Raw genomic sequence first — 22,935 nt, 5'->3', positions numbered from 1 at the left:
AACTCGGCGACCCACGAACGGCCGTGGACATGTTCGAAGCCGAGCTCCAGATCCTGCCGTCGATCTACCGCAACGACCAGGGCGTGTACCTCTCCCGGCTGGCCCGGGCCTACGCGGTGTCCGGCGAACCGGAGCAGGCCGCCGCGGCAGCCGACCGGGCACTGTCGATCGCCATCGACACCGAGTCCGCCCGGGCCATGTCCGAACTGTCCGCAGCAGGCAAAGCCCTTCAACAATGGAGAGCCGTACCCGAAGTAGCCACGTTCACCGGCCGTTTGACGCTGATGAGCGGCGGATCCCCTCTCGACCGCTGATGGCCTGATGAGAGAGGCTGGGCCCATGGACGCACTGATCACGGCCGCCACCACCGCAGACGAACGCCGACGCGGAGCCAAGATCGCCGTACTGCCGGTCGGCAGCTTCGAGCAGCACGGCGATCACCTGCCCCTGACCACCGACACCGTCGTCGCCAGTCTGATCGCCCAGCGGATCGCCACCGACTACGACCTGTTCCTTCTGCCGCCCATCACACTCTCCTGCTCCCACGAACACGCCCACACGCCGGGGACGGTCAGCATCAGCGCCGCCACCCTCTATGCCGTGATCAACGACATCTGGAAGTCGCTCCAGGCTTCCGGCGTCCCGGGCCTGCTCATCGTGAACGGCCACGGCGGCAACTACGTGCTCTCCAACGTCGTCCAGGAGGCCAACACCACCGGCCCACGCGTCGCCCTGTTCCCCGTCCGCGAGGACTGGCACCAGGCCCGCGAGGACGCATCTCTGGAGAGCAGCGGCGCCGAGGACATGCACGGGGGAGAGCTGGAGGTCTCGCTCCTCCGCCACGGCGCCCCGCACCTCGTACGGGACGGGATCGAGGGCGACGACCACGCCGCCCCCGACCGGCCCCACCTGCTCACCCTGGGCATGGCCGGCTACACGACGAACGGCATCATCGGCACCCCGTCGCTCGGCACTGCCACAAAGGGAAAGGCCATACTCGACAGTCTTTCGAAGTCGGCCGCCGCGCACCTGGCAATCCTCGGCGGGCGCTGAGGCCGAGCAGATCCCTATCCAAGGCGGGGACCCGGACCGATCCCTGAGGTGCAACCCCTAAGGGCGTAGACACGCTCACCGGCGGGCATCGCACCTTCGTAGTGCAACGCCATCAGCCGTGAGAAGGTACCAAGCATGAGTGCAGTAAAGTTCATCCTCAATGTCATCTGGTTGGTTTTCTGCGGCATTTGGATGGCTCTTGCCTACGTGCTCGCCGGAATTATCTGCTGCCTGCTCGTGATTACCATCCCATTTGGCATTGCCTCGTTCCGGATCGCCGGCTTCATACTGTGGCCGTTCGGGCGGACCACCGTCGAGCGGCGGGACGCCGGCGCCGCGTCCTGCGTCGGCAACGTCATCTGGTTCGTCTTCGCCGGGTGGTGGCTGGCGATCGGGCACCTGATCACCAGCATCCCGCTGTTCCTGTCGATCATCGGGATCCCCTTCGGGTGGGCCAACCTGAAGATGATCCCGATCTCGCTGATGCCGCTCGGCCGCGAGATCGTCTCCACCGACCAGGAGTGGGGCGCGCGGTACTAAGCCTCCACCAACACTGATGGCCGACGAGGGCGAAAGTCCTCGTCGGCCATCAGTGTTTGCGCTGGTCAGGCCCGCGTCAGCGTCAGGCGGAAGCGGAGCGGCGAAAGTGCACCGTGCTGAGCGTCCGGACGCGATCCCGTTTGGAATCGCCCCGGCCACCGCCGTCGCCTACATCCGCGCCGCACGCTCACGCAATTCCTGCGGTACTTCTTCGGGGCGGCCATGGCCTCGGGTCCTCTCGTGAGACCCATCTGACCCGCTGTCACCATCCTCCGCTTCCCAGGGGAACCTCAATCCGTCCCTCTCCCGCCAGCAGGCGTGCCGTCATCAGGCCGACCACCTGGGACTCGGAGGGCCGAAGGTAGAAGTGGTCGCCCTCGAACACGCAGACTTCCGCACCTGCGGTCGTCCGTCTGCCCCACGAGGTCAGGCTCTGCGGGGGGCAGGATGGATCGCGGTCGCCGCCGCAAGCCGTGATGGGAACACTGATGGCGGCGTCCGCCTCCATACGGTAGGCGGCGAGGAGGCGGTAGTCGGCGCAGACCGGCGGCAGCAGCAGTTCCCGCAGTTCGGGCTCGTCGAAGACCGCGGCGTCCTCCGGGTCCAGCTGGCGGACCGACGCGAGCACCGTCTCCTCGTCCGGTGGCGGGACCAGGTCGGGAAGCCGGCCCGCCGCCGGGGCGCTCCAACCCGAGGCGAAGAGCCGTACGGGGAGGATGCCCGTGCGGTCCTCGAGTCGGCGCGCCACCTCGAAGGCGATGGCGGAACCCATGCTGTGGCCGAACAGGGCCAGCGGGGTGTCGTCGTAGGGCTTGAGGGCGTCCGTGATCCGGTCCGCCATCTCGTCCATCGTCGTGACACAGGGTTCGGCCAGCCGGGTACGCCGGCCCGGGTACTGGACGGCGAGCATTTCCAGCTCCGGGGGCACGCGGGCGGCCCAGCCGTGGAACAGGCTGGTGGTTCCGCCCGCGTGGGGGAAGCACACCAGGCGCACCGCGGGGCGGTGCGCGGCGTACCGGTGGAACCAGGGACTGTCTGGTGCGGTGCTCAAGCTCAGGCCCTCAGGACCTGGCGGACGATGTCGACGGCGCGGTCGACGTCCCGCGCCGTCACTCCCGAGTGGGTCACCGCCCGTACCCTCCCGTGACCGAGTTCCCCGACGGCCAGACCGGCGTCCCGGGCGGCCTCGACGAAGGTACTCCAGGTGAAGCGCGGCTCGGTGACGCGGAACATCACGATGTTCGTCTGTACGGCTTCCGGAGCCGCCTCGATGCCGTCGACCTCGGCGAGGCCTTCGGCGAGCCGGAGCGCGTTGGCATGGTCCTCCGCGAGGCGGTCGGCGTTCTCGATGGCGACGATGCCTGCGGCCGCGATCAGGCCGGCCTGTCGCATGCCGCCGCCGAGCATCTTGCGGATGCGGCGCACTTCGGTGATGAAGTCCTCGTCGCCCGCGACGACCGAACCGATGGGGGCGGAGAGCCCCTTCGAGAGGCAGAACTGGACGGAGTCGGCGTACTGCGCGATCTCCGCCGCCGCGACCCCGGAGCCTACCGCGGCGTTGAAGATCCGGGCACCGTCCAGGTGGACCCGTACCCCGCGTTCGTCGGCGAACCGGCGCACGTCCCGCAGGTACTCCTGGGGGAGGATGACGCCGCCGCAACGGTTCTGGGTGTTCTCCAGGCAGATCAGCGCGGGCAGCGCGAACTGCGGGTCCGTCGTGTCGTCGGGGAAGCCCTTGGCAAGGTCGGAGATCAGGAGCCGACCGTCCGGCTGGGTCGGGACCGGGTCGTAGACGACGCCGCCACAGACCGAGGCACCGCCCGCCTCGTAGATGTAGATGTCGCTCTCCGTGCCCACCAGTGCCTTGGCGCCGCGGGGCGCCTGAGCCATGATCGCCGCCAGATTGGCCATGGTGCCGCTGGGCGTCAGGCAGGCAGCCTGCTTGCCGAGGGTCCCGGCGGCGAGCTCTTCGAGGGCCCGGACGGTGGGGTCCTCGCCGTAGACGTCGTCGCCCAGCGGGGCGTCGGCCATGGCCTTCATCATGGCGGGCGTGGGCAAGGTGAAGGTGTCGCTGCGCATTTCGATCATGGTGCGGTAACTCCCGTGGAGTCGGTGTCGGACGGGTCCTCGATCCGGATCCTGATCAGGCTCTCGGCCTGCGCCAGGCTCTGCTCGACCTCGGCGGGCGTGCCGCCGTACGCGATGAGATGGCCGAGGCGGTGGTAGGCGTTGGCCGGGGGCCGGACGGGGGCGCCCGGCGCGGCGGTGACGGTGACGCGTTCGACGCCCGGCACGGCGGCCGCCTCGTCCGTGCCGTCGACGCCCGCGAGGGCGCCTTCCCTGTCCGCGAGCAGGAAGCGGATGCCGGCGTGGCCGGCCCGTTCGGGTGCGAGGTTCGGCGGGAGCCCGGCGGCCACCCGGAGCTGCTGTTCGAGCAGGTCGACTCCGGTGGCCAGCCTGATGAGTTCGGGGATCATGCCACCGGCGGGGCGCGGGTTGATCTCCATGATCGCCGCCCGGTCCCCGGCAAGGCGTACCTCAGTGTGCGTCGCGCCGCTGACCATGCCGGCCGCGGCCACGGCGCGTCGGGCGGCGTCCTCGACGGTCCGAGCTTCCTCGGCGCTGAGCGGTGCGGGGAAGAGGTGGGCGCACTCGACGAAGTAGGGGGTGCCGGTCACCGTCTTCTGGGTGATGCCGACGCAGGTGGTGCCCCCGGGTCCACCGAAGAGTTCGACGCTGTACTCGGGTCCCTGGACGTACTCCTCGACGAGGACGCTGCGGGCGGTCGGCATGTCGCGTACGTTCGTCCGGACGCCGAGGATCCGCCCGGCCTGTTCCAGGGCCTGCTCAGCGCTGTGGCACAACAGCACGCCGTTCGATCCGGAGTCGTCCACGGGCTTGACCACGCACGGCAGTCCCACGGCGGCCACGGCGTCGGCCATCTGGTCGGCGGTCACCGGCTCGTGCAGGACGGCGAAGCGGGGCTGAGGAACGTCCGCCTCTGCCAGGCGGGTTCTCAGCTCGGCCTTGTGCCGGCACACGGCGGCCGCCTCGACCGGGTTGCCGGGCAGGTCGAGCAGCCGGGCGAGCTCGGCCACGGCGGGTACGTAGAAGTCGCTGGTGGTGGTCACGGCGGCGATCTCGTCGCGGCGGAAGCGTTCCGTCATGACGGTGCGCAGCTGGTCGGAATCGTTGGTGTCGCAGACGACGACCTCGCAGCCGGTCTCCGCGAGGCCCACGTACCGTTCGGGCCTGCTGGTGAGCAGGACTGGACTCAGGCCCAGGTCCTTGGCCTGCTGGAGGGCGATCATGCCGGTGCCCGTGGTGTTGGACTCGACGAACAGCATGCGGGGAACGACGTCGGTGGTGCTCTTGTTGACCGCGCGGGACCAGGTCCGTACGACCGTGCCGTAGTCCACGGACTCGGGTGTGGTGGCGAGCGGCAGCTCCCGCACGGAGTGTTCCTGCCAGTGTTCGTCGCTGTAGACGGTGTCGGTGTAGCGGTCGCCTCGGTCGGGGAAGAGGCCGACGATCCGCGTTCCGGGCTCGGCGCGGCGGGCGAGGTCGGTCAGGACGCGGTAGACGGATCCGGAGGTATTGCCGCCGAAGATCTGCTGCTCCGCCGCGAGGGCGCGGGTCGCGGCGAACGCCTCGTGGTCGTTGAGCCAGTGCACCTCGTCGATGACCCCGTGGTCCAGGTTCCTCGGTACGAGACTGTTGCCCAGGCCGCTCTGGAGCCGGCGCGGCTCGTCGGGCTGGGCGAACAGTGCGCTGCCGACGCAGTCCACGCCGACCGTGAACAGGTGCGGGAGCCGTTCGCGCAGGGCCCGGGTGGAGCCGCAGAGCGAGCCGCCGCTGCCCACCGATCCGACGAGGATGTCGATGTGGCCGACGTCGGCGAGGAGTTCAGAGGCAAGGGCACGGTAGGCGGCCGGGTTGTCGGGGTTGCTGTACTGCTGGGGCCAGAAGGCGCCCGGCAGGTTCACCATCAGCTCCTCCAGGCGTTGCAGCCGGGCTCCCTGCCAGCCCTGGTCGGACATCGCCTCGACGATGTGCACCTGGCAGCCCAGCGCTTGGAGCTTGCCGAGCGTGATGCTGTCGATGCGGGGGTCGGTGACGATGTGCACCGGGTGCCCGAGGGAGGCGCCCACCAGGGCGACGCCCAGGGCCATGGTCCCCGAGGAACTCTCGACGATCGGGGCGCCCCCGGTGAGCGCTCCGGTGCGCCGGGCCTCCAGGATGATGTTCCTGGCGACCCGGTCCTTCATGCCGAAGAGGTTCTGCAGTTCGAGTTTGGCGTAGACCTCGACGCCGGGGGGCGTCTCCATGCGCAGTCTGACGACCGGGGTGTGGCCGATCGCGTCGTGGACGCTGTCGAAGAGCATCGTCGTCATCCTTGTGGGGGGGTCGGCGGACCGCGAGGTCACGGTGTGGTGGCGGGCAGCGAGCGGTGGACCGAGACGCTGCCGTTCCACGGGGCGCACGACGCTCGCACGTGTGCGATCTTGCTGTCGCGTTCGGTGTCGTCGCCGGCGAGCAGGATGCCGAGCATCGTGCCGCTGTGGGCGAGGACGAGCCCGAAACCCTCGATCTCGGCGCAGAGGCGTCGCATGTCCTCGAGGTGACCGCGTCTGCGCAGCCGTCCGTTCATCTCGGCGCTCCAGGTGGCGACCCGGCCGACGGTGCGGAGGTCGCCGCCGCGGATCGCCTCGGCGAGTACGGCGAGCTGCTCGCCGTACCCCTCCTTGTCGGCGGGGCTGAACGGCTTGGGTATGCGGTTGAACCCGATGGTGTCGATCTCGCCGCCCTCGTCGTGGGCGACGACGGTCAGTTCCGGCAGCCGGCCGAGGCGTTCGCGGAGCCGTACGGCCCGGTGGTAGAACGCCACGACGCCCTCGTACATGACGCCGTCGGACGGTTCCACGCCCCTGAGGAAGGACTCGATGGCCTCCTCGTCGAAGTGGATGCCGAAGGCGTCCCCGATGGCACGGGCGGTCGCCACCAGGTCCGCGGAGGAGCTGGCGAAGCCCTTCCCCTCCGGGAGGTCGCTGGTGAGCTCCAGCTCGCCGCCGCCGGGAAGACCGCAGGTGTCCATGACGATCCGGGCCAGGCGCTGGGCCTTCACCTTGTGCGGCGGTGAGACCGTGATCCGGGGGCCGGAGGACCTGGGCCGGAACACGGCCGTGGTCCATCGGTCGACCGGGAAGGTGACGAGGAAGTCCAGGTCGGTGTCGGGCAGGACTCCCTGGAGCAGCTCACCGAAGGTACCGAAGGCGCGGCCGGAGCCGACGATCAGACCGCCGCTCTCCGGGCCGGTAGCGGCCAGTACTCTCTCCATCTCAGAAACAGCCCCCCGTGGTGCGCGTGGCGCACACGTGTCATCCGATACCGAGTTCGCGATTCGCCTGGGCGAGAGCGCCCGCAGTCGTCTCGCGGCGGGTCCTGCATTCACCGACCAGACGCGCCCGTTCGGTCGCGTGGTCGGTCAGGAGTACGGCGACCGCGTCGGGGTGCACCGATCCGCTCGTCCGCTTCTCCAGGCTCCGGCCGACGTCGAAAGACTCGGCCAGGATGCGTTCGGGGTCCTCGAGCCGATGGCCCAGTTCTGCGGCGGCGATCCGCAGGAGGTCTGCGTCGGTGTCCCGTGGCGCGCGCCCGGCCTCCAGGGCCGCCGTGATGTAGCGGCCGGCGAGGACCTGCGCCTGTCGCCAGGGCACGTTCTCGTCGAGGGTGAGGCGGTTGGCGAGCGAGAAGCCGCCCAGGTACTCGCGCTCGCACGCGGCCCGCATCCGGTCCTCGCGGAAGGTGAGGTGCTGGACGACGGCGGTGAACAGCCGTAGCAGGGAGCGGGAGTGGTCGAAGGCCGCGTACAGCGGGGCACCGGCCTCCTTGGAGACCTCCACCAGATTGGTGTACGGCGTGTTGCGCTGTCCGAGGAGTACGTCGACGTGGCAGCCGTTGAGGTGGGCCGTGCGGCCCCTGATCCGCTCCAGGACGGGGAAGTTCTTCTTCTGGGGCATCGCCGAGGAGATGCCGGACAGCTCATCGGGCAGGTCGATGAAGCCGTATTCGCTGCTGCCCCAGGTCATGAGATCCGTGACGAACCGGCTGGCGACCGTCCCGAAGAGGGAGAGTTCGGCGGTGATCTCGGCGGTCCAGTTCCGGGCGGCGACACCGGTCAGCGCGTGCGGCTGCGCGGTGCGGAAGCCGAGCAGCCGCGCCATCCGCTCCCTGTCCCACGGCAGGTCCTGGCCCACCATGGCGCCGGAGCCCAGGGGGCAGTTGTCGATGCCGTCGTACGTGGCGAGCAGCCGGCGCACGGTGTGCAGGACCTCTCCCGCGACAGCCGCCAGATAGAACCCGGGGGTCATGATCTGGGCGGCCTGGAAGTGGGTGTGTCCCGGCATCGGCGCGTGCCGGAGGCCGCCGGCGGGCGCGAGGACAGCGTCGCAGAAGTCGAGCAGCTGCTCGGCGGTTCCGATCAGGCTGTCCCGGCTGAAGGCGAGCTGGGCGCAGGACTGCAGGTCGTTGCGGCTGCGGTCGACGTGCCAGGCCGGCAGCGGCGCGTCGAGGCCGGCCTCCACGTGGCGTTCGATGGCGAAGGCGATGTCCGACATGTTGGCGTCCGGGTCGGCGACGATGCCCTTCTCCGCCGTGTCGAGGAGGCGGCCGACGGTACGCGCCTGCTCCGCGCTCAGCAGATCCATCCGAACGTACTCAAGCGCGAGCACCTTCTCGATCGCCACGTACCACGGGGCGAGGTGACGCGCCTCGCGGGCGAACTGTGGTTCGAGCACCTCCTCGTGGAGGAGGAGGCTCGGTCCGCTCGCGATGCGTCCGGTGAGGGCGGCCGGGGCCGCCCGGTGCTGGTCCGGGCGGCCTTGGCTCATGTGCGCTCCCTCTTCGGCGCCGGTCTGCCTGCTCACAGGTAGGCGTTGAGGGGGTTGAACGAGTCGCCGTGCACCTGGACGCACTTGTGGTCCCGGATGTTGAGGTTCGATCCGTCGAAGGCGTCGTGCGTGTTGCGCTGCGGGTAGACCCAGGTGTCGCCCAGGGTGTAGCGGGCGTTGAGGGCGAGACGCATCTTGGCGTCCGGGAGCGAGGCTCGCGAGCGGTGCATGCAGCGCTCGGTGAAGATGATGTACTCGCCGGCCTTCATCGGGGTGGTCCGCGTGGCGCCCGGCGCCAGCTCGAAGGGCTCGGTGACGACGGCGAGCAGCGAGTCGAGGTGCTTGTCGAGCACGCCGAACAGCTCATCCACGGAGTGGGCGTCGGTGTCGACACCCTCGAAGACCCGGCGGGTGTCGATGTCCAGGAGGAGGCTGTTGTTGGCCGCCCGCTGAAGCAGTTCCTCGCGGGTCCTGACCCGGTTGCGGGGGTCGACGTAGGCGCCGGACTCGGGGAGCTTGACCATGCGCTTGGGGTAGGCGGTCTGCTGGGAGCCGGTGACGAACTCCATGACGCCGTCGTCCTCGGAGACGTCCGTCAGCGCCATCCACATCGTCCAGTCCCACTGGCCGGCGGGGTTGAACGGGTAGAGGGCCGGGCGGTGTCCGCCGACCTCCTCGCCGTCGAAGTACCCGTACTCCTGGTGCCAGTCGATGGCGCCGTCTCCGGGGAACTTCTCGAAGAGCTTGCTGCGCCACAGCACGAGCGAGTCGGCCCCGGTGACCTGGGCGACCGTCTTGGTGAGCTCGGGGGCGGTCAGGATCTCTCGTACGGATTCGTTGACGAGGTGCCAGTCGCGCAGCGAATACCGGCCGTACATCGGGTGGACGGGCTGATCATCGAGCACGCTGCCGAAGAATTCGGCGAGCCGGTCGATCGTCTCCCTGGGAGCGAAGCTGGGAAAGGGGCCAGCAAATCCATTGGCGGTTATGTCGTTCGACACAGGCTGTGTTCCTTCCATGGGATTCGTCATTTCCTTTCATTGTCCTTCGTGACGCCCGACGCCTGAATTCTCCGGAACAGTTCCTGGACTTCGTCGTCATCCATCTCGCTGATTCTGGCCGCGAGTTCACTCTCGATCCCGGCCGCCATGTCCCGGAGCACCGGGGACGCGAATACGGTCGCGAGCGGGAACTCGATCCCGAACCGGCGGCGGACCTGGTCGGCGAGCCGGGTCGCAAGCAGGGAATGCCCGCCGAGGTCGAAGAAACCGTCCGAGGTGGCGATGGACGGGAGCTCGAGGAGGGAGCACCAGATCTCTGCCAGTGCCTCCTCCGCAGGGCCGGCCGGCGGGGCCTGTGCCGCACCTGGCCGAGCGGCGAAAGTGCCGGGATCAGGCAGCTTGGCCCGGTCGACCTTGCCGTGCGCGGTGAGCGGGAAGCTGTCGAGCACCACCAGGAACGAGGGGACCATGTAGTCGGGCAGCCGGTCTGCGAGATGGCCGCGCAGCCGGTCCGGCCCGGGGGCGTCGCCCGGGTCGAGCGGGGTGACGTAGGCAACGAGCCGCGCCAGATCGCCCGAGGACCGGTGGACCGTCACCACGGCCTCGCTGACCAGGGGATGCGCGGTGAGCGCGGCCTCGATCTCGCCGAGCTCGACCCGCATGCCGCGGATCTTCACCTGGTGGTCGTTGCGCCCGGCGAACTTCAGGGAGCCGTCCGGGCGCCGGTATCCCTGGTCGCCCGTGCGGTACATGCGCTCGCCGGGGTGGAACGGGTCGGGGACGAAGGCCGCCGCGGTGCGCGCCGGGTCCTTCAGATAGCCGCGGGCCAGACCCACACCCGCAATGTACAGCTCGCCGACGACGCCGACCGGCACCTGGGCGAAGTCCTCGTCGAGGACGTACACCCGGTTGTTGTCGAACGGGGTGCCGAGACTGACGGCGCCGCTGTCCTTCTCGTCGTCGGACCCGCAGGTGTGGATGGTCGAGTCGATGGACACCTCGGTGGCGCCCCAGGTGTTGTGCAGTCCGACGTCCATCAGGCTCTCGCGGAACCGGGCGACGGTCGCCGGGCCGAGGGCCTCCCCGCTGGACACGACGTTCCGCAGTGCGGAGAGTCCGTCCCGGTCCTGATCGGTGAGCCCGTCCAGGACCATCGTCAGCATGCTCGGTACGACCTGGAGCAGCACGCTGCGGTGGCGGACGGCGGCGTCGACGACGGCCCGCGGGTCGCGGTGTAGACCGGGGTCGAGCAGGGCGACCGTACCACCGTTGGCCAACGGCCAGAACAGTTCGAGAGCCGAGTCGTCAAAGGTCAGCGTCGTCTTGTGCAGGACGGTGTCACCCGGTCGCAGCCCGTGCCGGCGCTGCTGCCAGACCATCCGGTTGACCCAGCCGACGTGGGTGTTGGCGACACCCTTGGGAGTCCCGGTGGATCCGGAGGTGAAGTAGACCGAGGCGAGGCCAAGTCCGTGCACGGATGTGTCGGGTCCGGTTGCGGGTGACGCGCCGATGACGGGCCATTCGGTGTCCAGGGACAGCGCGACGACGCGTTCGGGCAGTTGGGCCGCGCGCCGGGACGTGGTGAGGCAGACCGCGGTGTCCGCGCCAGCGAGGATGGTGTCCAGACGGGCGTCGGGACTCTCCAGGTCGAGCGGAAGATAGGCGGCCCCAGCCTTGAGGATGCCGAGCAGTCCGACGACGAGTTCCGGCGAGCGGTCGACCAGCACACCGACGACGTCGTCCGGAGACACGCCCAGGCCGATGAGATGGTGCGCCAGCCTGTTGGCCCGGTCGTCGAGCTCCCGGTAGGTCAGGCGCTCGCCGTGTTGGACGACCGCGACTCGGTCGGGTGTCGCACGCGCCTGGTCTTCGAAAAGTCTGTGCAGCGGCCACTCTGCGGGGAACTCCCGGAATGTGTCATTCCATTCCAGCGTCCCCCCTGTCGACGCATGCACCGACCCCCCCGTTTCCCCCATGCATATACCTTTCTCGCATGCCCGCCTACAACCGGGCACAATGCCACCTGGATCGGGTGGCGTGGAGACAAGTGACGTACTGCAACGCACGGACAGGGTCTGCCTCCGTGCTCGCCAACACTGACACGGGAGCGATCAAAAGTCGAGGGGTTTTGGATCATGAACCCCTGCATGATCACGCTCTTGTGCGGGGCTTCCCGACAACGCTAACGTGGCCGCGCGGTGACAGCGACCACTCATATCGCGTCCTTTAAGCGGGGGGAACAGTGAACTCCGACAGGCGACCCCTGGGCTCTTCAAGGCAAGAACTACTTCGACTACTTCTGACCCGAAAGCCTCAGACCCCTGGCGAGGGCTCTCCAGAGCCGTCGCCCGCGTCCTCGACGGCGGAGAGTCCACATGGGAGAGACACGCCGGCGTCCGCCGCCCAGAGACGACTCTGGTTCCTCGACCAGTTCGGCGGACCGAATCCGGCCTACAACAGCCCGTTCCTGCTCACGCTGACGGGCCCGCTCGACGAACAGGCGCTGACCGGCGCCGTGAACGATCTCGTCGAGCGCCACGAGGTGCTCCGCACCGCTTTCGGCATCGAGGCCGACGAGGTCGTCCAGGTCGTCGCATCGGCGGCGACCGTGCCGCACACCGTGGTGGATCTGAGCCGACTCGACCCCGCGGACGCCGAGTCCCGGGCCCGTGAGGAGATCAGGCGCGCCGCACGTCTGCCCTTCGCCCTGGACACCGCCCCGCTGCTGCGCACGCATCTCCTCCGGCTTCCCGGAGACCTGCGGTACGTCCTGCTCAACGTGCATCACAGCGTCACCGACGGCTGGTCCGAGGGCATCCTCTTCTCGGAGCTTGAGCGGTACTACACCGCCCGCGCCGAGGGCTGGGCGCTTCAACTCCCCGCGCCCGCAAGGCAGTACGCGGACTACGCGCGCTGGGAGGCCGGCCATGACGCCGCGCAGGGCTTCGACCGGCAGGTGGCGTACTGGGCGGACCGGCTGACCGGCGCCACCGCGCCGCTGCGACTCCCCTACGACCGGACGCGCCCGGTCCGGCCGTCGACGGACGGCGACTCGGTCCATCTGGACCTGCCGGTCGACCTCCAGCGCCGACTGCTGACGACGACGGCCACCTACGGCCACTCGCCGTACACCGTCTTCGCCGCCGCTCTGTCCGTCGTCCTGAGCGACCACACCGAGCAGCCCGGCGGGCCCGTGGTGTTCGGTGCTCCGGTGGCCAACCGGGCGAGCCAGGAGTGGGAGTCGACGGTCGGCTTCTTCGTCAACTCGCTCGCCCTGCGCGTCAAGCCCGGCTCCGAGTCGACCCTGGCCGAACTGCTCGACCAGGTGCGCACGACGGTCGTGGAGGGCCTCGCGCACCAGGAGGTGCCATTCGACCGGGTGGTGGACGCGCTCGGAGTGGAGCGTGTGCCGGGCGTGAACCCGCTGTTCCAGGTGATGTGCACCGTCAACGAGGCGCCGAAGGCCCCCTCGTTCGGCGGCGTCGGGGTCACGCTCACGGAGTTGGAGACCGGGACGGCGAAGTTCGACCTGGAGCTCAAGACCCGCATCGGTGAGGACGGCGTCGAGTCGTGGCTGGAATACCCCACCGAGCTGTTCGACCGCCGTACGGTCGAGGCGCTCGCCGACCGGATACGCACGGTACTGACCGCCCTGGTGAACGAGCCCGGCCGGCGAATCGGCACCCTCGCCCTGCTGTCGGCGGACGAGCGCGCACGGCTCGCCCCGGCGGCTCCCGCCGCGTCCACCCCGGACCCGGCACCTGCCGAAGCTGGGGCCGAGAGCGCGCCGGAGGCTCTGCGGACCGCGACCGAGCGTGCCCTCGCCGACATCTGGTCGGATGTGCTCGGCCTTCCGGACATCACTCGTGACCAGGACTTCTTCCACAGCGGCGGCAACTCGCTCATGGCCACGAAGGTCATGATCCGAGTACGCCGCCTGTGGGACGTGTCTGTCACGGTACGGCTGCTCTTCGAAGCTCCCGTCCTCCGTGCCTTCGCGGAGGCGATCGACGACGCGGTCGGCGCACCCGCCGAGGACGCTCCGGCCGCCACCCCGGTCACCGGGACGGCCGCGACGGACTCGGCACCCCGGAGCCCCCTGGTGCCCCGGGACAGGCCCCTGCCGCTCTCGTTCGGCCAGGAGCGGCTGTGGTTCATCGACCAGCTGGAGCCGCCGAGCGCCGCGTACCACATCCCCTACCTCTGCGAGGTGCGCGGGACGCTCGACGTGGACGCCCTGGAACGTGCCGCGAACCGGGTGGTCGCGCGCCACGAGGTGCTGCGGACGAGGGTCGCCGTCGTGGATGGGGCGCCCGCCCAGCTGCCCGTCGAGGACTTCCGGCTGCCGGTCCCCGTGGTCGACCTGTCCGGGGAGAGTCTCGACACGGCGGTGAGCGCGGCGCACGCGTTCATCAACATGCCCTTCGACCTGACCGCGGGGCCGCCCCTGCGGGCCACGGTCCACCGCTTGGACTCCGTGCACCATGTGGTGGCGTTCTGCTGGCATCACAGTGTCTTCGACGGCTGGTCGACGACGGTGTTCCTGCGCGAACTCGCCGACTTCTACCGCGAGGAGACCGGCGGGCCGGCAGCCGACGTGCCTGAGCTGCCCCTGCAGTACGCCGACTACGCGGCTTGGCAGCGGCAGTCGCTGAGCGGTGAACAGCTGACGAGCCAGCTGAAGTACTGGCAGGAGCAGCTCGACGGGGCCCCGGCGCTGTCCGGGCTCCCGCCGGACCACGCCCGGCCGCCGGTGCGCGCCGCGGGCGGCGCGAGTGTGTCCGCCGTACTGCCCGCCGACCTGGTGAAGCGGCTGGAGAAGGTCGCGCGCGGCGCGGACGCCACGCTCTACATGACGTTGCTCGCCGCGTTCCAGGTGCTGCTGCTCCGCAACGGCGGCCAGCGGGACATGGTGGTGGGCGCGACGGTCGCCAACCGACAGCACCCGGACTCGGAGCAGTTGATCGGGTTCTTCGTCAACACCCTCGCGCTACGTGCCGACGTGTCCGGCGATCCGGCCTTCCAAGACCTGCTGGGGCGGGTGCGCGGTGGAGTCCTCGGCGCACTTGCGCACCAGGACCTGCCGCTGGAGAAACTGGCCGAGGCGCTGCGCCCGGACCGTTCGCTCAGCTACAACCCCCTGTTCCAGGTGGCCTTCGACCTGATGGAGGAGCCGGAGTGGGAGCCTCGGCTCGCTGGTCTGACGACCCATCCGCTGGCCGTGGCCGACCCCACTTCGCTGTTCGATCTCACCATGGTGGTCGCCCGCAAGGCGGACGGCTGGGTGACCGAGCTCCAGTACAGCACCGACCTCTTTCGCCGCTCGACCATGGAACGCCTCCTGGAGCGCTGGGAGGTGCTGCTGCGGGGGATCGTCGAGGACCCGGCCGCACCGCTGTCCCAACTGCCGGTCCTCACCACCGGCGACCGTTCCGTCATCGCGACGGCGAGTCCGGGCGCCCCGCAGAGGCGGTGCTCGTCCGGCGTGACGCACGAGCTGTTCGAGGCCGTCGCGCGCCGCGACCCCGCCGCCGTCGCGCTCGAACAGGGCTCGACCCGCGTCACGTACGGTGAACTCGACACACGGGCCAACCAGTTGGCACACCATCTGGTCGAGCTTGGTGTACAGCGCGGGGACCGGGTCATGCTGCGGCTCGAACGCTCCCCCGAGATGGTGATCGCGGCGCTCGCCACGATGAAAGCCGGCGCGGCCTATCTCCCGGTGGACGGCAAGTCGCCCGAGCAGCGTCTGGCCCACATCGCCGAGAACGCGCGTCCGGCCGCGGTCATCACCACCTCGCACGTCCGGCACGACAATGCGGCGCTCGCCGCCATCCGGGTCGACCTCGACTCCGACCGCGAGGCGATCGGCCGGCTCCCCGGCACACCGCCGGACCGGCCTGTGGGTCCCGGCGACGCCGCGTACGTCATCTACACCTCGGGCTCCACCGGACGGCCCAACGGTGTGGAGGTCCCGCACGGCAGCCTGGTGAACCTCATCGAGTGGCGGCACGCGGACTACGGCCTCGGCCCGGCCGACCGGAGCACCTGGCTGGGCGGCATCGCGTTCGACATCTCCGTGGGCGAGCTCTGGCCGATGCTGACCGCCGGAGGCACCGTCTGCATGTTCGAGCCGGGTGAGGTGCTGTCCGGGCCGGAGATGGTGCGGTGGCTGTGCGAACGGGACATCACCGTCACCGACCTGGTGACCCCGCTCGCGGAGACCGTCCTCGAGACGCGGTGGCCCGCCGGCAGTCCGCTCCGTCTGCTGATGACCGGCGGCGACGCCCTGCGCCGCAGGCCGCTGCCGGACGCCCCCTTCCAGCTGATCAACTGCTACGGCCCGACGGAGACCACCGTGGAGTCGACGATCGCGGTGATCGGCCCGGCGCCTTCGGACGGCACCCCCGTCGGCTCGCCGCCCATCGGCCGTCCCCTCGCCAACACCGTGATCCACGTCTTGGAAGCCTCGTTCGACCACGTCGGACCGGGCGTTCCGGGGGAGTTGTTCATCGGTGGCGCGGGCGTCGCGACCGGCTATGTGCACAATCCGGCGCTCACGGCCGCGCGGTTCGTCCCCGACCCCTTCGGGGAGCCCGGGGCCCGGCTGTACCGGACCGGGGATCTCGCCCGGTGGCTGCCGGACGGACAGCTGGAGTACCTGGGCCGGATCGACACCCAGGTGAAGATCCGCGGGCACCGCATCGAACTCGACGAGATCGAGTCGGCTCTGCTCGGCGTCGAAGGCGTGCGCGACGCCGTGGTGACCGCGCGGCGCAGCGAGACGCTGGGCACCTATCTGGTGGCCCATGTCGTGCCCGCGCAGCCGTCGGCCCCGCTGGGTGAGGAGGAGTTGCGCGAGCGGCTCGCCGAGCGGCTGCCGGATTACATGGTCCCGCCGTACGTCGTCTTCCTGCCCGAACTCCCGCTCAACCGCAGCGGCAAGGTGGACCGCGCCGCACTCCCCGCCCCGCAACGGCGCCCGGAGCGGGAGGTCACGGAGCCCCGGACCGCGGAGGAGCGAGTGATCGCCGCCGTCTGGCAGCAACTACTCGGTCTGGACCGCATCGATGTGCACGAGAGTTTCTTCTCGCTCGGCGGCCATTCCCTCCTCGCCACCCGAGTCGTGGCGGAGATCCGCTCCCGGCTCGGCCGCACCGTCGGCCTGGCCCAGCTCTTCGACGCGCCCACCGTGGCCGGTCTCGCCTCCGCCGTCCTGGCGGCGCAGGACGACGCGGCCGGGGAGCCGAAGGTCGTACGGCGCGCCCGCACCCGCAGGACCACCACCCGAACACTTTCCGACCAGCCGAACGAGGGGAACGCTCGTTGAGCGGCGAGAACACGACCACCGACGGGGAGCGCGAGTACTTCCTCTTCGGGGCCTCACGCATCCAGCAGCAGCTCTTCTATCTGCAGCAGCTCCTCGGTGACGCGCCCACCTACCACATCCCGCAGTTCTTCACCGTGCGGGGCGGCCTCGACGAGCGTGCGCTGCACGACGCGCTGGGCCGGCTGGTCGAGCGGCACGAGGCCCTGCGCACCCATTTCGTCCTTCTGGACGGCGAACTGCTCCAGGCCGTCGACCCGGAGACCCGGGTGGACTGGCGGGTGCACGACTGCCCCACGACTCAGGCCCTGGATGAGTGCATGGCGCAGGAGGTCGCCCGCCCCTTCGACCTGGAGCGCGGACCGCTGTTCCGGGCGGTACTGATGCGGCGCGACGCGTCCGAGTCCGTACTGCTGCTGAACGCCCATCACACGGTCGCCGACGGCTGGTCGCTGGACGTCCTGGTCGAAGAGCTGTTCGGCCTGTACTCCGCCCTGGCGCGGGGCGAGGAACCCGCACTGCCGGAGGTGGAGTTCCAGTACGCCGACTACTCCGGGTGGCAGGAGGAGTGGCTGGCCGGCGCCGGGGCGGAGGCACAGCGCGCGTTCTGGTCGCGGACGCTCGAAGGTGAGCTCCCGATTCTTCCGCTGCCCGCGGACCTCCCGGGCGACCCACACGGTACGGCGACGCCGGGTGCCACGCTGCGGCTGCCGCTTCCGCAGGACGCCGTCGACGCCCTGCGGAAGCTGGCCCGGTCGACCGACAGCACCCTGTTCATGGCCCTGTTCTCGGCCTTCACCGTGCTCCTCAGATCCTGGACCGGCGTGGAGGACCTTGTCGTCGGCACCGCGGTCGCCAATCGCAACCGCCCCGAGTTCGCCCGGACCGTCGGCATGTTCGTCAACACGGTGGCCGTGCGCACGGACCTGACCGGCGATCCGGAGGTCCCCGAACTCCTTCGCCGCGTACGGGAGTCGGTGCTCCGGGCACAGGACCACCAGGACCTGCCGTTCGAGGCCGTCGTCGACGAGGTCGGTCCCGGGCGCCTCCTGGTCGGCGAGAACCCGATCTTCCAGGTGTTCTTCACCACCGGCGACGGCGAGCAGCTCCGCCGCCAGGTCGCGGGCCTGGACGTGGTGCCGGTCGAGGACAGCGCCACGACGGCGAAGTTCCCCCTGCTGTTCGACGTGCAGGAGGACGGGCCGCGGGTCGTCTGCGCGATCGACTACCGGACCGATCTGTTCTCCCCGGAGCGGATCGAGGAGCTCGCCCGGAGCTTCTCCGAGGTGGTGCGGAACCTCGCGGACCGACCGGACGCGCGCGTGAGCGAGCTGCTGGCTCCCACCACGGGGGAGATCGCCGCCGCACCGCGGTCCCAGGCCCCGGCGCCCTCCGCGCCGACCGCGCCCTCGCCGTACGAGGACGAGGTGCCGTACGTGGCGCCCGAGAGCGATCTCGAGGTCACCCTTGCCGGGATCTGGGCGAAGGTCCTCGACCTCAACCGGGTGGGCATCGACGACAACTACTTCGAGATCGGCGGGGACTCCATCCGCAGCGTCCAGATCCTGGCGCACACTCGGGACGCCAGTCTGAAGATGTCGCTGATGGATCTGATGCTGCATCAGACAGTGCGGGAGCTCGCGCTCGTCGTGGCTCCCGCGGACGAGCCGGGCATCGCTCCGGCCGCACCGCCCGTGCACGAGCCGTTCCGGCTGCTCGACCCGGCCGACCGGGCCGCCGTGCCCGAGGGCGTCGAGGACGCCTATCCGATGACCGCCCTGCAGCAGGGCATGCTCTACCACAGCGAGGCGTCGCGGACCCGGCAGATCTACCACAACGTCGAGAGCTACCACCTGCGTGCCTTGTACTCCGAGGAGGCCTGGCGCTGGACGATCGAGCAGGTGATCGGGCGGCACGAGCTGTTCCGGACCTCGTTCGCCCTCGACGGTTTCCGTGAGCCCACACAGCTCGTACACCGCCGGATCACCCCACCGATCACCTTCGAGGACATCGGGGACCTGAGCCCGCGGGAGCAGGAGCAGGCGGTCGAGGCACGGTTCCGGTGGGAGGAGGAGCACCCGTTCGACTGGGGCACGGCGCCGCTGATCCGCTTCCACGTCCAGCGGCGCGGCGACGACGCCTGCCAGTTCTGGGTGATCTCGCACCACGCGATCATGGACGGCTGGAGCGAGCGCTCCCTGTTCACCGAGCTGATGAACCTGTACGTGCGGCGGCTGCGCGAGCCCGACGCGCCCGTTCCCGCGCCGCCGGCCTCCCGGTACGCCACCTTCGTGGCCCTTGAGCGCGAGGCAGTGCGCAGCGAGGAGCAGCAGGCTTTCTGGACGGGGCTTCTGAAGGACGCGACGCTGAGCGCCCTCCCCCGGTCGCGCCCCGCGACCGGCGCCCCTCGCATGGCGATCGGCGAGTTCGCCCTGCCGCAGGAGCTGTCCCGGTCGGTCGTCGCCGTCGCCAAACGAATGGCCACACCCGTCAGGATCGTGCTGCTCACGGCCCATCTGCGGGTGATGTCCCTGCTCAGCGGCTCCCCGGACACGGTGACCGGAGTCGTCTACAACGGCCGACCGGAGGAGGCCGACGGCGACCGGGTCGTCGGGCTCTTCCTGAACACGGTGCCCTTCCGGCTGCGCGCGGCGGGCGGGACCTGGGCGGATCTGATCCGGCAGGTCACCGCCGTGGACCTGGGGATCCAGCCGAACCGCCGCTACCCGATGCCGGAGCTCCAGCGCTGGTTCGGCAGCACACCGATCTTCGAGTCCTTCTTCAACTACACCCACTTCCACGTGACCAACGGGGCCCCTTCGGACGACGAACTGACCGTCGTCGAGGAGCGCAGTGTCGTCCCGACGAACTTCACCTTCGGGGCCGAGTTCTCCCGGGACGAGTCGGGTGACGACATCGAACTCGCCCTGCGGTACGACGCGTCGCAGTTCGACGCGGAGGAAATCGAGCGGTACTTCGGCTACTACCGGGCCGCGCTGTCGGCCCTGACGGCCGGGGTGGACCAGTCCTACGCCCAGACCCCCCTCCTGTCCGCCGGCGAGCTGAGCGAGCTGGATGGGTGGAACGCCACCGACCTGCACTACGCCCGGTCCCATGTCCTGCACACGCTGGTGGAGGAGCAGGCCCGGGTGTCCCCGGAGCGGGTCGCGGTGGTGTTCGGCGGGACGCGGCTGACGTACGAGGAGCTGGACCGCCGGGCGAACCGGATGGCCCAGCGGCTGCGCGAACTCGGTGCCGGAAGGGACGGTTTCGTCGGCGTGTGCATGGAGCGGTCCGCCGACATGGTGGTGGCGCTGCTCGCCGTCCTCAAATCGGGGGCCGCGTATGTGCCGGTCTCCCCCGAGGATCCGGCGGCCCGGATCGGAGGCGTCCTCGAAGAGGCCGAGCCCGTCGTCGTCCTCGTGTCGGAGAAGCACGCGGTGATGGTCCGGGGCGCCTGCCGGGCTCAGGTCGTGGTGGCCGACGAGTCCCTCGGGGCCGACCTGCCGGAGACCGCGCCGGCGGTGGATGTCAGCCCGGACGACCGGGCGTACATGATCTTCACGTCGGGGTCGACCGGCCGGCCGAAGGGCGTCCTGGTGTCGCACCGGGCGATCTGCAACAGGCTCCTGTGGATGCAGGAGGAGTTCACGCTCACCCCCGACGACCGGGTGCTCCAGAAGACCCCGCACACCTTCGACGTCTCTGTCTGGGAGTTCTTCTGGCCCCTGCTGACCGGAGCCGGGCTCGTCGTCGCGAAGCCGGGCGGCCATCGTGATCCGGTCTATCTGGCCGAGCTGATCCGGCGTGAGTCCGTCACCACCGTCCACTTCGTTCCGTCCATGCTGCGTGCCTTCCTCGACGCGGACGTCATCGGGCAGTGCACCGGCCTGGTGCGGGTGATCTGCAGTGGCGAGGCACTCACCCACGAGGTGCAGGAGCGTTTCCACGCCGCCCATCCCGCCCGGCTGACGAACCTCTACGGGCCCACCGAGGCGGCCGTGGACGTCACCTGCTGGCACTGCGAGCGTGGCGGCAGTGGCGACATCGTGCCCATCGGCCGGCCCATCGCGAACATGCGGACGCACGTGCTCGACGCGGACGGCCACCCGGCGCCGGTCGGGGTCCCGGGAGAGCTGTATCTCGCCGGTGTGGGCCTGGCCGAGGGCTACCACCGCCGGCCGGAGCTGACCGGCGAGTTCTTCGCCGAGCACCCGACGCCTTCCGGAGGGACCGAGCGTCGCTACCGGACGGGCGACCTGGTGCGGCGCCTGCCGGACGGCAGCCTGGAGTACCTCGGGCGGGTCGACCACCAGGTGAAGATCCGCGGCTTCCGGGTGGAGCTGCAGGAGATCGAGGCGGTGCTCTCGCTCCACCCCGACGTCGCCGCGTGCGCGGTCGCGCTCCGGGACGAGCGGCTCGTGGCCTTCGTCGTACCTGCAGCCGGGCGGTCCCACTCCACCTGCCCGGGCGTGGACGACGGCGCGCTACGCGCGTTCCTCACCAAGCGGCTTCCGGACCACATGGTTCCGGGACGGTGGCAGCGGCTCGACGCGCTCCCGCTGTCCGCCAACGGCAAGACGGACCGCAAGGCCCTGCCGGAGCTCGCGTCGGACGGCCAGGGGCGACGGACCGTGACACCACCGGTCACCGGCCCGCAGAAACGGCTCATGGCTCTGTGGGAGGAGCTGTTCGACGTCCGGCCGATCGGCGTCCATGACACGTTCACCGAGCTCGGCGGGCATTCGCTGCTCGCGCTGCGCCTGCTCACGGCGATCCGGCGGGAGTTCGGGCAGTCCCTGCTCGTCACGGACCTGCTCCGGAACGACACGGTCGCCGCACTGGCGGAGGCCCTCACGCGTTCCTCCGGCCGCGACACGACCTCGCCGGGTGCGCGCCTGTTCCCCCTCCGTACCGCCGGAGAGGCCAGGTCCACGACACCGCTGTTCCTGGTGCACCCGGTCGGTGGCGGCATCCTCTGCTACCGGGAGCTGGTGGCCTCGCTGACCACGGCCGGCGCGGTCCACGGCCTGTCCGTGGAATCCCTGCCCGAGGATGTGGTGGGCACGCTCTCCGTCGAGAGCATCGCAGCCCAGTATCTCGGTCTGGTCCGCGAGGAGCGGCCGACCGGTCCGTACCGCCTCGCGGGCTGGTCCTTCGGCGGAGTGGTGGCCCTGGAGATGGCACGCCGGCTCAGGGAGGCGGGCGAGGACGTCGAGCTGCTCTTCGTCATCGACGCCGGCTTCCCCCGGCAGGAGGACGGGGAACCGGACGAGCACGAGGCGGCGACGCTGCTACTGACAGATCTGCTCGGCGTGGCCGGCCTCCGGGCCGGGTCCGGCGCTCCGGACCTGTCCGCCGGCACCAGGGCGGAGTTCCTCGACGAGCTGACGGAGCGGCTCACGGCGGCCGGCCTGCCCGAGGCCGTCGACGCGGAGCGGCTGGCCTCGGCATTGGACGTGCTGCACACCCACGCCCTGGCGCACAGCCGCTACCGGCCCCGGACCGTTCCGGGAGACGTGACCTTCGTGGAGGGGACCGCCACACGGGAGACCGACAGCACGGCGGGGTGGCGCACCGTCGTCGGCGGCACCTTCACCGTGCACGCCGTCGACGCGGACCACTACGACCTGGTGCGGTCTCCCGTCGTGAAACAGGTGGCCGCGCTCATCGACACACAGCTCGACCTGCTTTGACCAACTCGATCGGCCGCCAAGGCTCGATCTGATCGGCCCGGGAGACATCGGGTCACGGAAGGGAAACGGGAACCGATGGCTGAGGAAGCCGTGGACACCACGTACGTGGTGGTCCTCAACGACGAGGAGCAGTACTCGATCTGGCCGGCCGGCCGTGACATCCCGGCGGGCTGGACCGCGCCGGGCACGAGCGGGACCAAGGACGAGTGCCTCGCCCATATCGCCGAGGTGTGGACCGACATGCGCCCGCTGAGCCTGCGCAAGGCGATGGAGCAGGACCGCTAGAGGCAACGGAGGGGCGCCCCGCCCCCCGCGGCCCGGCGCCCCACACCAGTAAAACCCGGAAAAAACCGGGGGCTGTGTTTTTCACCCACCAACAAAAAGAGTGTTAAACGCGGGACGGCTAAGTGCAGGTGGGGAAAGTCATA

General features: G+C 70.1%; 12 protein-coding genes and 1 pseudogene. 6 read left to right on the top strand and 7 right to left on the bottom strand.

The features are described from left to right. The 3 genes and pseudogenes from ACFVXG_RS44520 to ACFVXG_RS44510 form a co-directional block, all read left to right on the top strand. Positions 1-314: pseudogene (locus tag ACFVXG_RS44520) on the top strand (hypothetical protein); the annotation flags it as partial. A 25-nt stretch (positions 315-339) separates the two neighbouring features. Then, entirely contained in the window at positions 340-1,053 is a 714-nt protein-coding gene (locus ACFVXG_RS44515; protein WP_387936236.1) for a creatininase family protein, read from the top strand. A 135-nt stretch (positions 1,054-1,188) separates the two neighbouring features. Beyond that, positions 1,189-1,593 (top strand): YccF domain-containing protein, encoded by a 405-nt coding sequence (locus tag ACFVXG_RS44510; RefSeq protein ID WP_387936235.1) that lies wholly within the window; start codon positions 1,189-1,191, stop codon positions 1,591-1,593. A 262-nt stretch (positions 1,594-1,855) separates the two neighbouring features. On the opposite strand, the gene ACFVXG_RS44505 is transcribed toward ACFVXG_RS44510, so the two are convergent. From ACFVXG_RS44505 to ACFVXG_RS44475, 7 genes are all read right to left on the bottom strand, one after another. After that, positions 1,856-2,644, bottom strand: coding sequence for a thioesterase II family protein (locus ACFVXG_RS44505; RefSeq protein ID WP_387936234.1), 789 nt, complete (start codon positions 2,642-2,644; stop codon positions 1,856-1,858). 2 nt (positions 2,645-2,646) lie between these two features. After that, positions 2,647-3,672 carry a GntG family PLP-dependent aldolase gene (locus ACFVXG_RS44500; RefSeq protein ID WP_387936233.1) on the bottom strand — a complete coding sequence of 342 codons (1,026 nt, stop codon included), beginning with the start codon at positions 3,670-3,672 and terminating at the stop codon, positions 2,647-2,649. 5 nt (positions 3,673-3,677) lie between these two features. Next, on the bottom strand, positions 3,678-5,978 hold the full coding sequence (locus tag ACFVXG_RS44495) for a pyridoxal-phosphate dependent enzyme (protein ID WP_387936232.1): 2,301 nt from the start codon (positions 5,976-5,978) through the stop codon (positions 3,678-3,680). Positions 5,979-6,016: 38 nt separating this feature from the next. After that, positions 6,017-6,931 (bottom strand): kinase, encoded by a 915-nt coding sequence (locus tag ACFVXG_RS44490; protein WP_387936231.1) that lies wholly within the window; start codon positions 6,929-6,931, stop codon positions 6,017-6,019. Positions 6,932-6,971: 40 nt separating this feature from the next. Beyond that, the gene (locus tag ACFVXG_RS44485; RefSeq protein WP_387936230.1) at positions 6,972-8,483 is read right to left on the bottom strand and encodes an argininosuccinate lyase; all 1,512 of its coding nucleotides are present in this window, start codon (positions 8,481-8,483) and stop codon (positions 6,972-6,974) included. Between the two features lie 32 nt (positions 8,484-8,515). Further along, positions 8,516-9,388: a phytanoyl-CoA dioxygenase family protein gene (locus tag ACFVXG_RS44480; protein WP_387936229.1), complete on the bottom strand. Its 873-nt coding sequence runs from the start codon at positions 9,386-9,388 to the stop codon at positions 8,516-8,518. 122 nt (positions 9,389-9,510) lie between these two features. Then, positions 9,511-11,460: an amino acid adenylation domain-containing protein gene (locus ACFVXG_RS44475; RefSeq protein WP_387936228.1), complete on the bottom strand. Its 1,950-nt coding sequence runs from the start codon at positions 11,458-11,460 to the stop codon at positions 9,511-9,513. 266 nt (positions 11,461-11,726) lie between these two features. Here ACFVXG_RS44475 and ACFVXG_RS44470 point away from each other — a divergent pair, with 266 nt between their 5' ends. The 3 genes from ACFVXG_RS44470 to ACFVXG_RS44460 all read left to right on the top strand — a co-directional run bounded on the left by ACFVXG_RS44470 (position 11,727) and on the right by ACFVXG_RS44460 (position 22,792). Continuing rightward, on the top strand, positions 11,727-16,814 hold the full coding sequence (locus ACFVXG_RS44470) for an amino acid adenylation domain-containing protein (protein WP_387936227.1): 5,088 nt from the start codon (positions 11,727-11,729) through the stop codon (positions 16,812-16,814). Continuing rightward, positions 16,811-22,507, top strand: a complete 5,697-nt coding sequence (locus ACFVXG_RS44465) for an amino acid adenylation domain-containing protein (RefSeq protein WP_387936226.1) — start codon at positions 16,811-16,813, stop codon at positions 22,505-22,507. The genes ACFVXG_RS44470 and ACFVXG_RS44465 overlap by 4 nt, the downstream gene beginning before the upstream one ends. A 75-nt stretch (positions 22,508-22,582) precedes the next feature. Then, entirely contained in the window at positions 22,583-22,792 is a 210-nt protein-coding gene (locus tag ACFVXG_RS44460) for an MbtH family protein (protein ID WP_387936225.1), read from the top strand. Positions 22,793-22,935 lie beyond the last annotated feature (143 nt).

Source organism: Kitasatospora sp. NPDC058162, assembly GCF_042884005.1.
GTDB lineage: Bacteria > Actinomycetota > Actinomycetes > Streptomycetales > Streptomycetaceae > Kitasatospora.
Note: the sequence above shows the minus strand (reverse complement) of the source record. Positions and strands in the feature narration are given on the sequence as shown.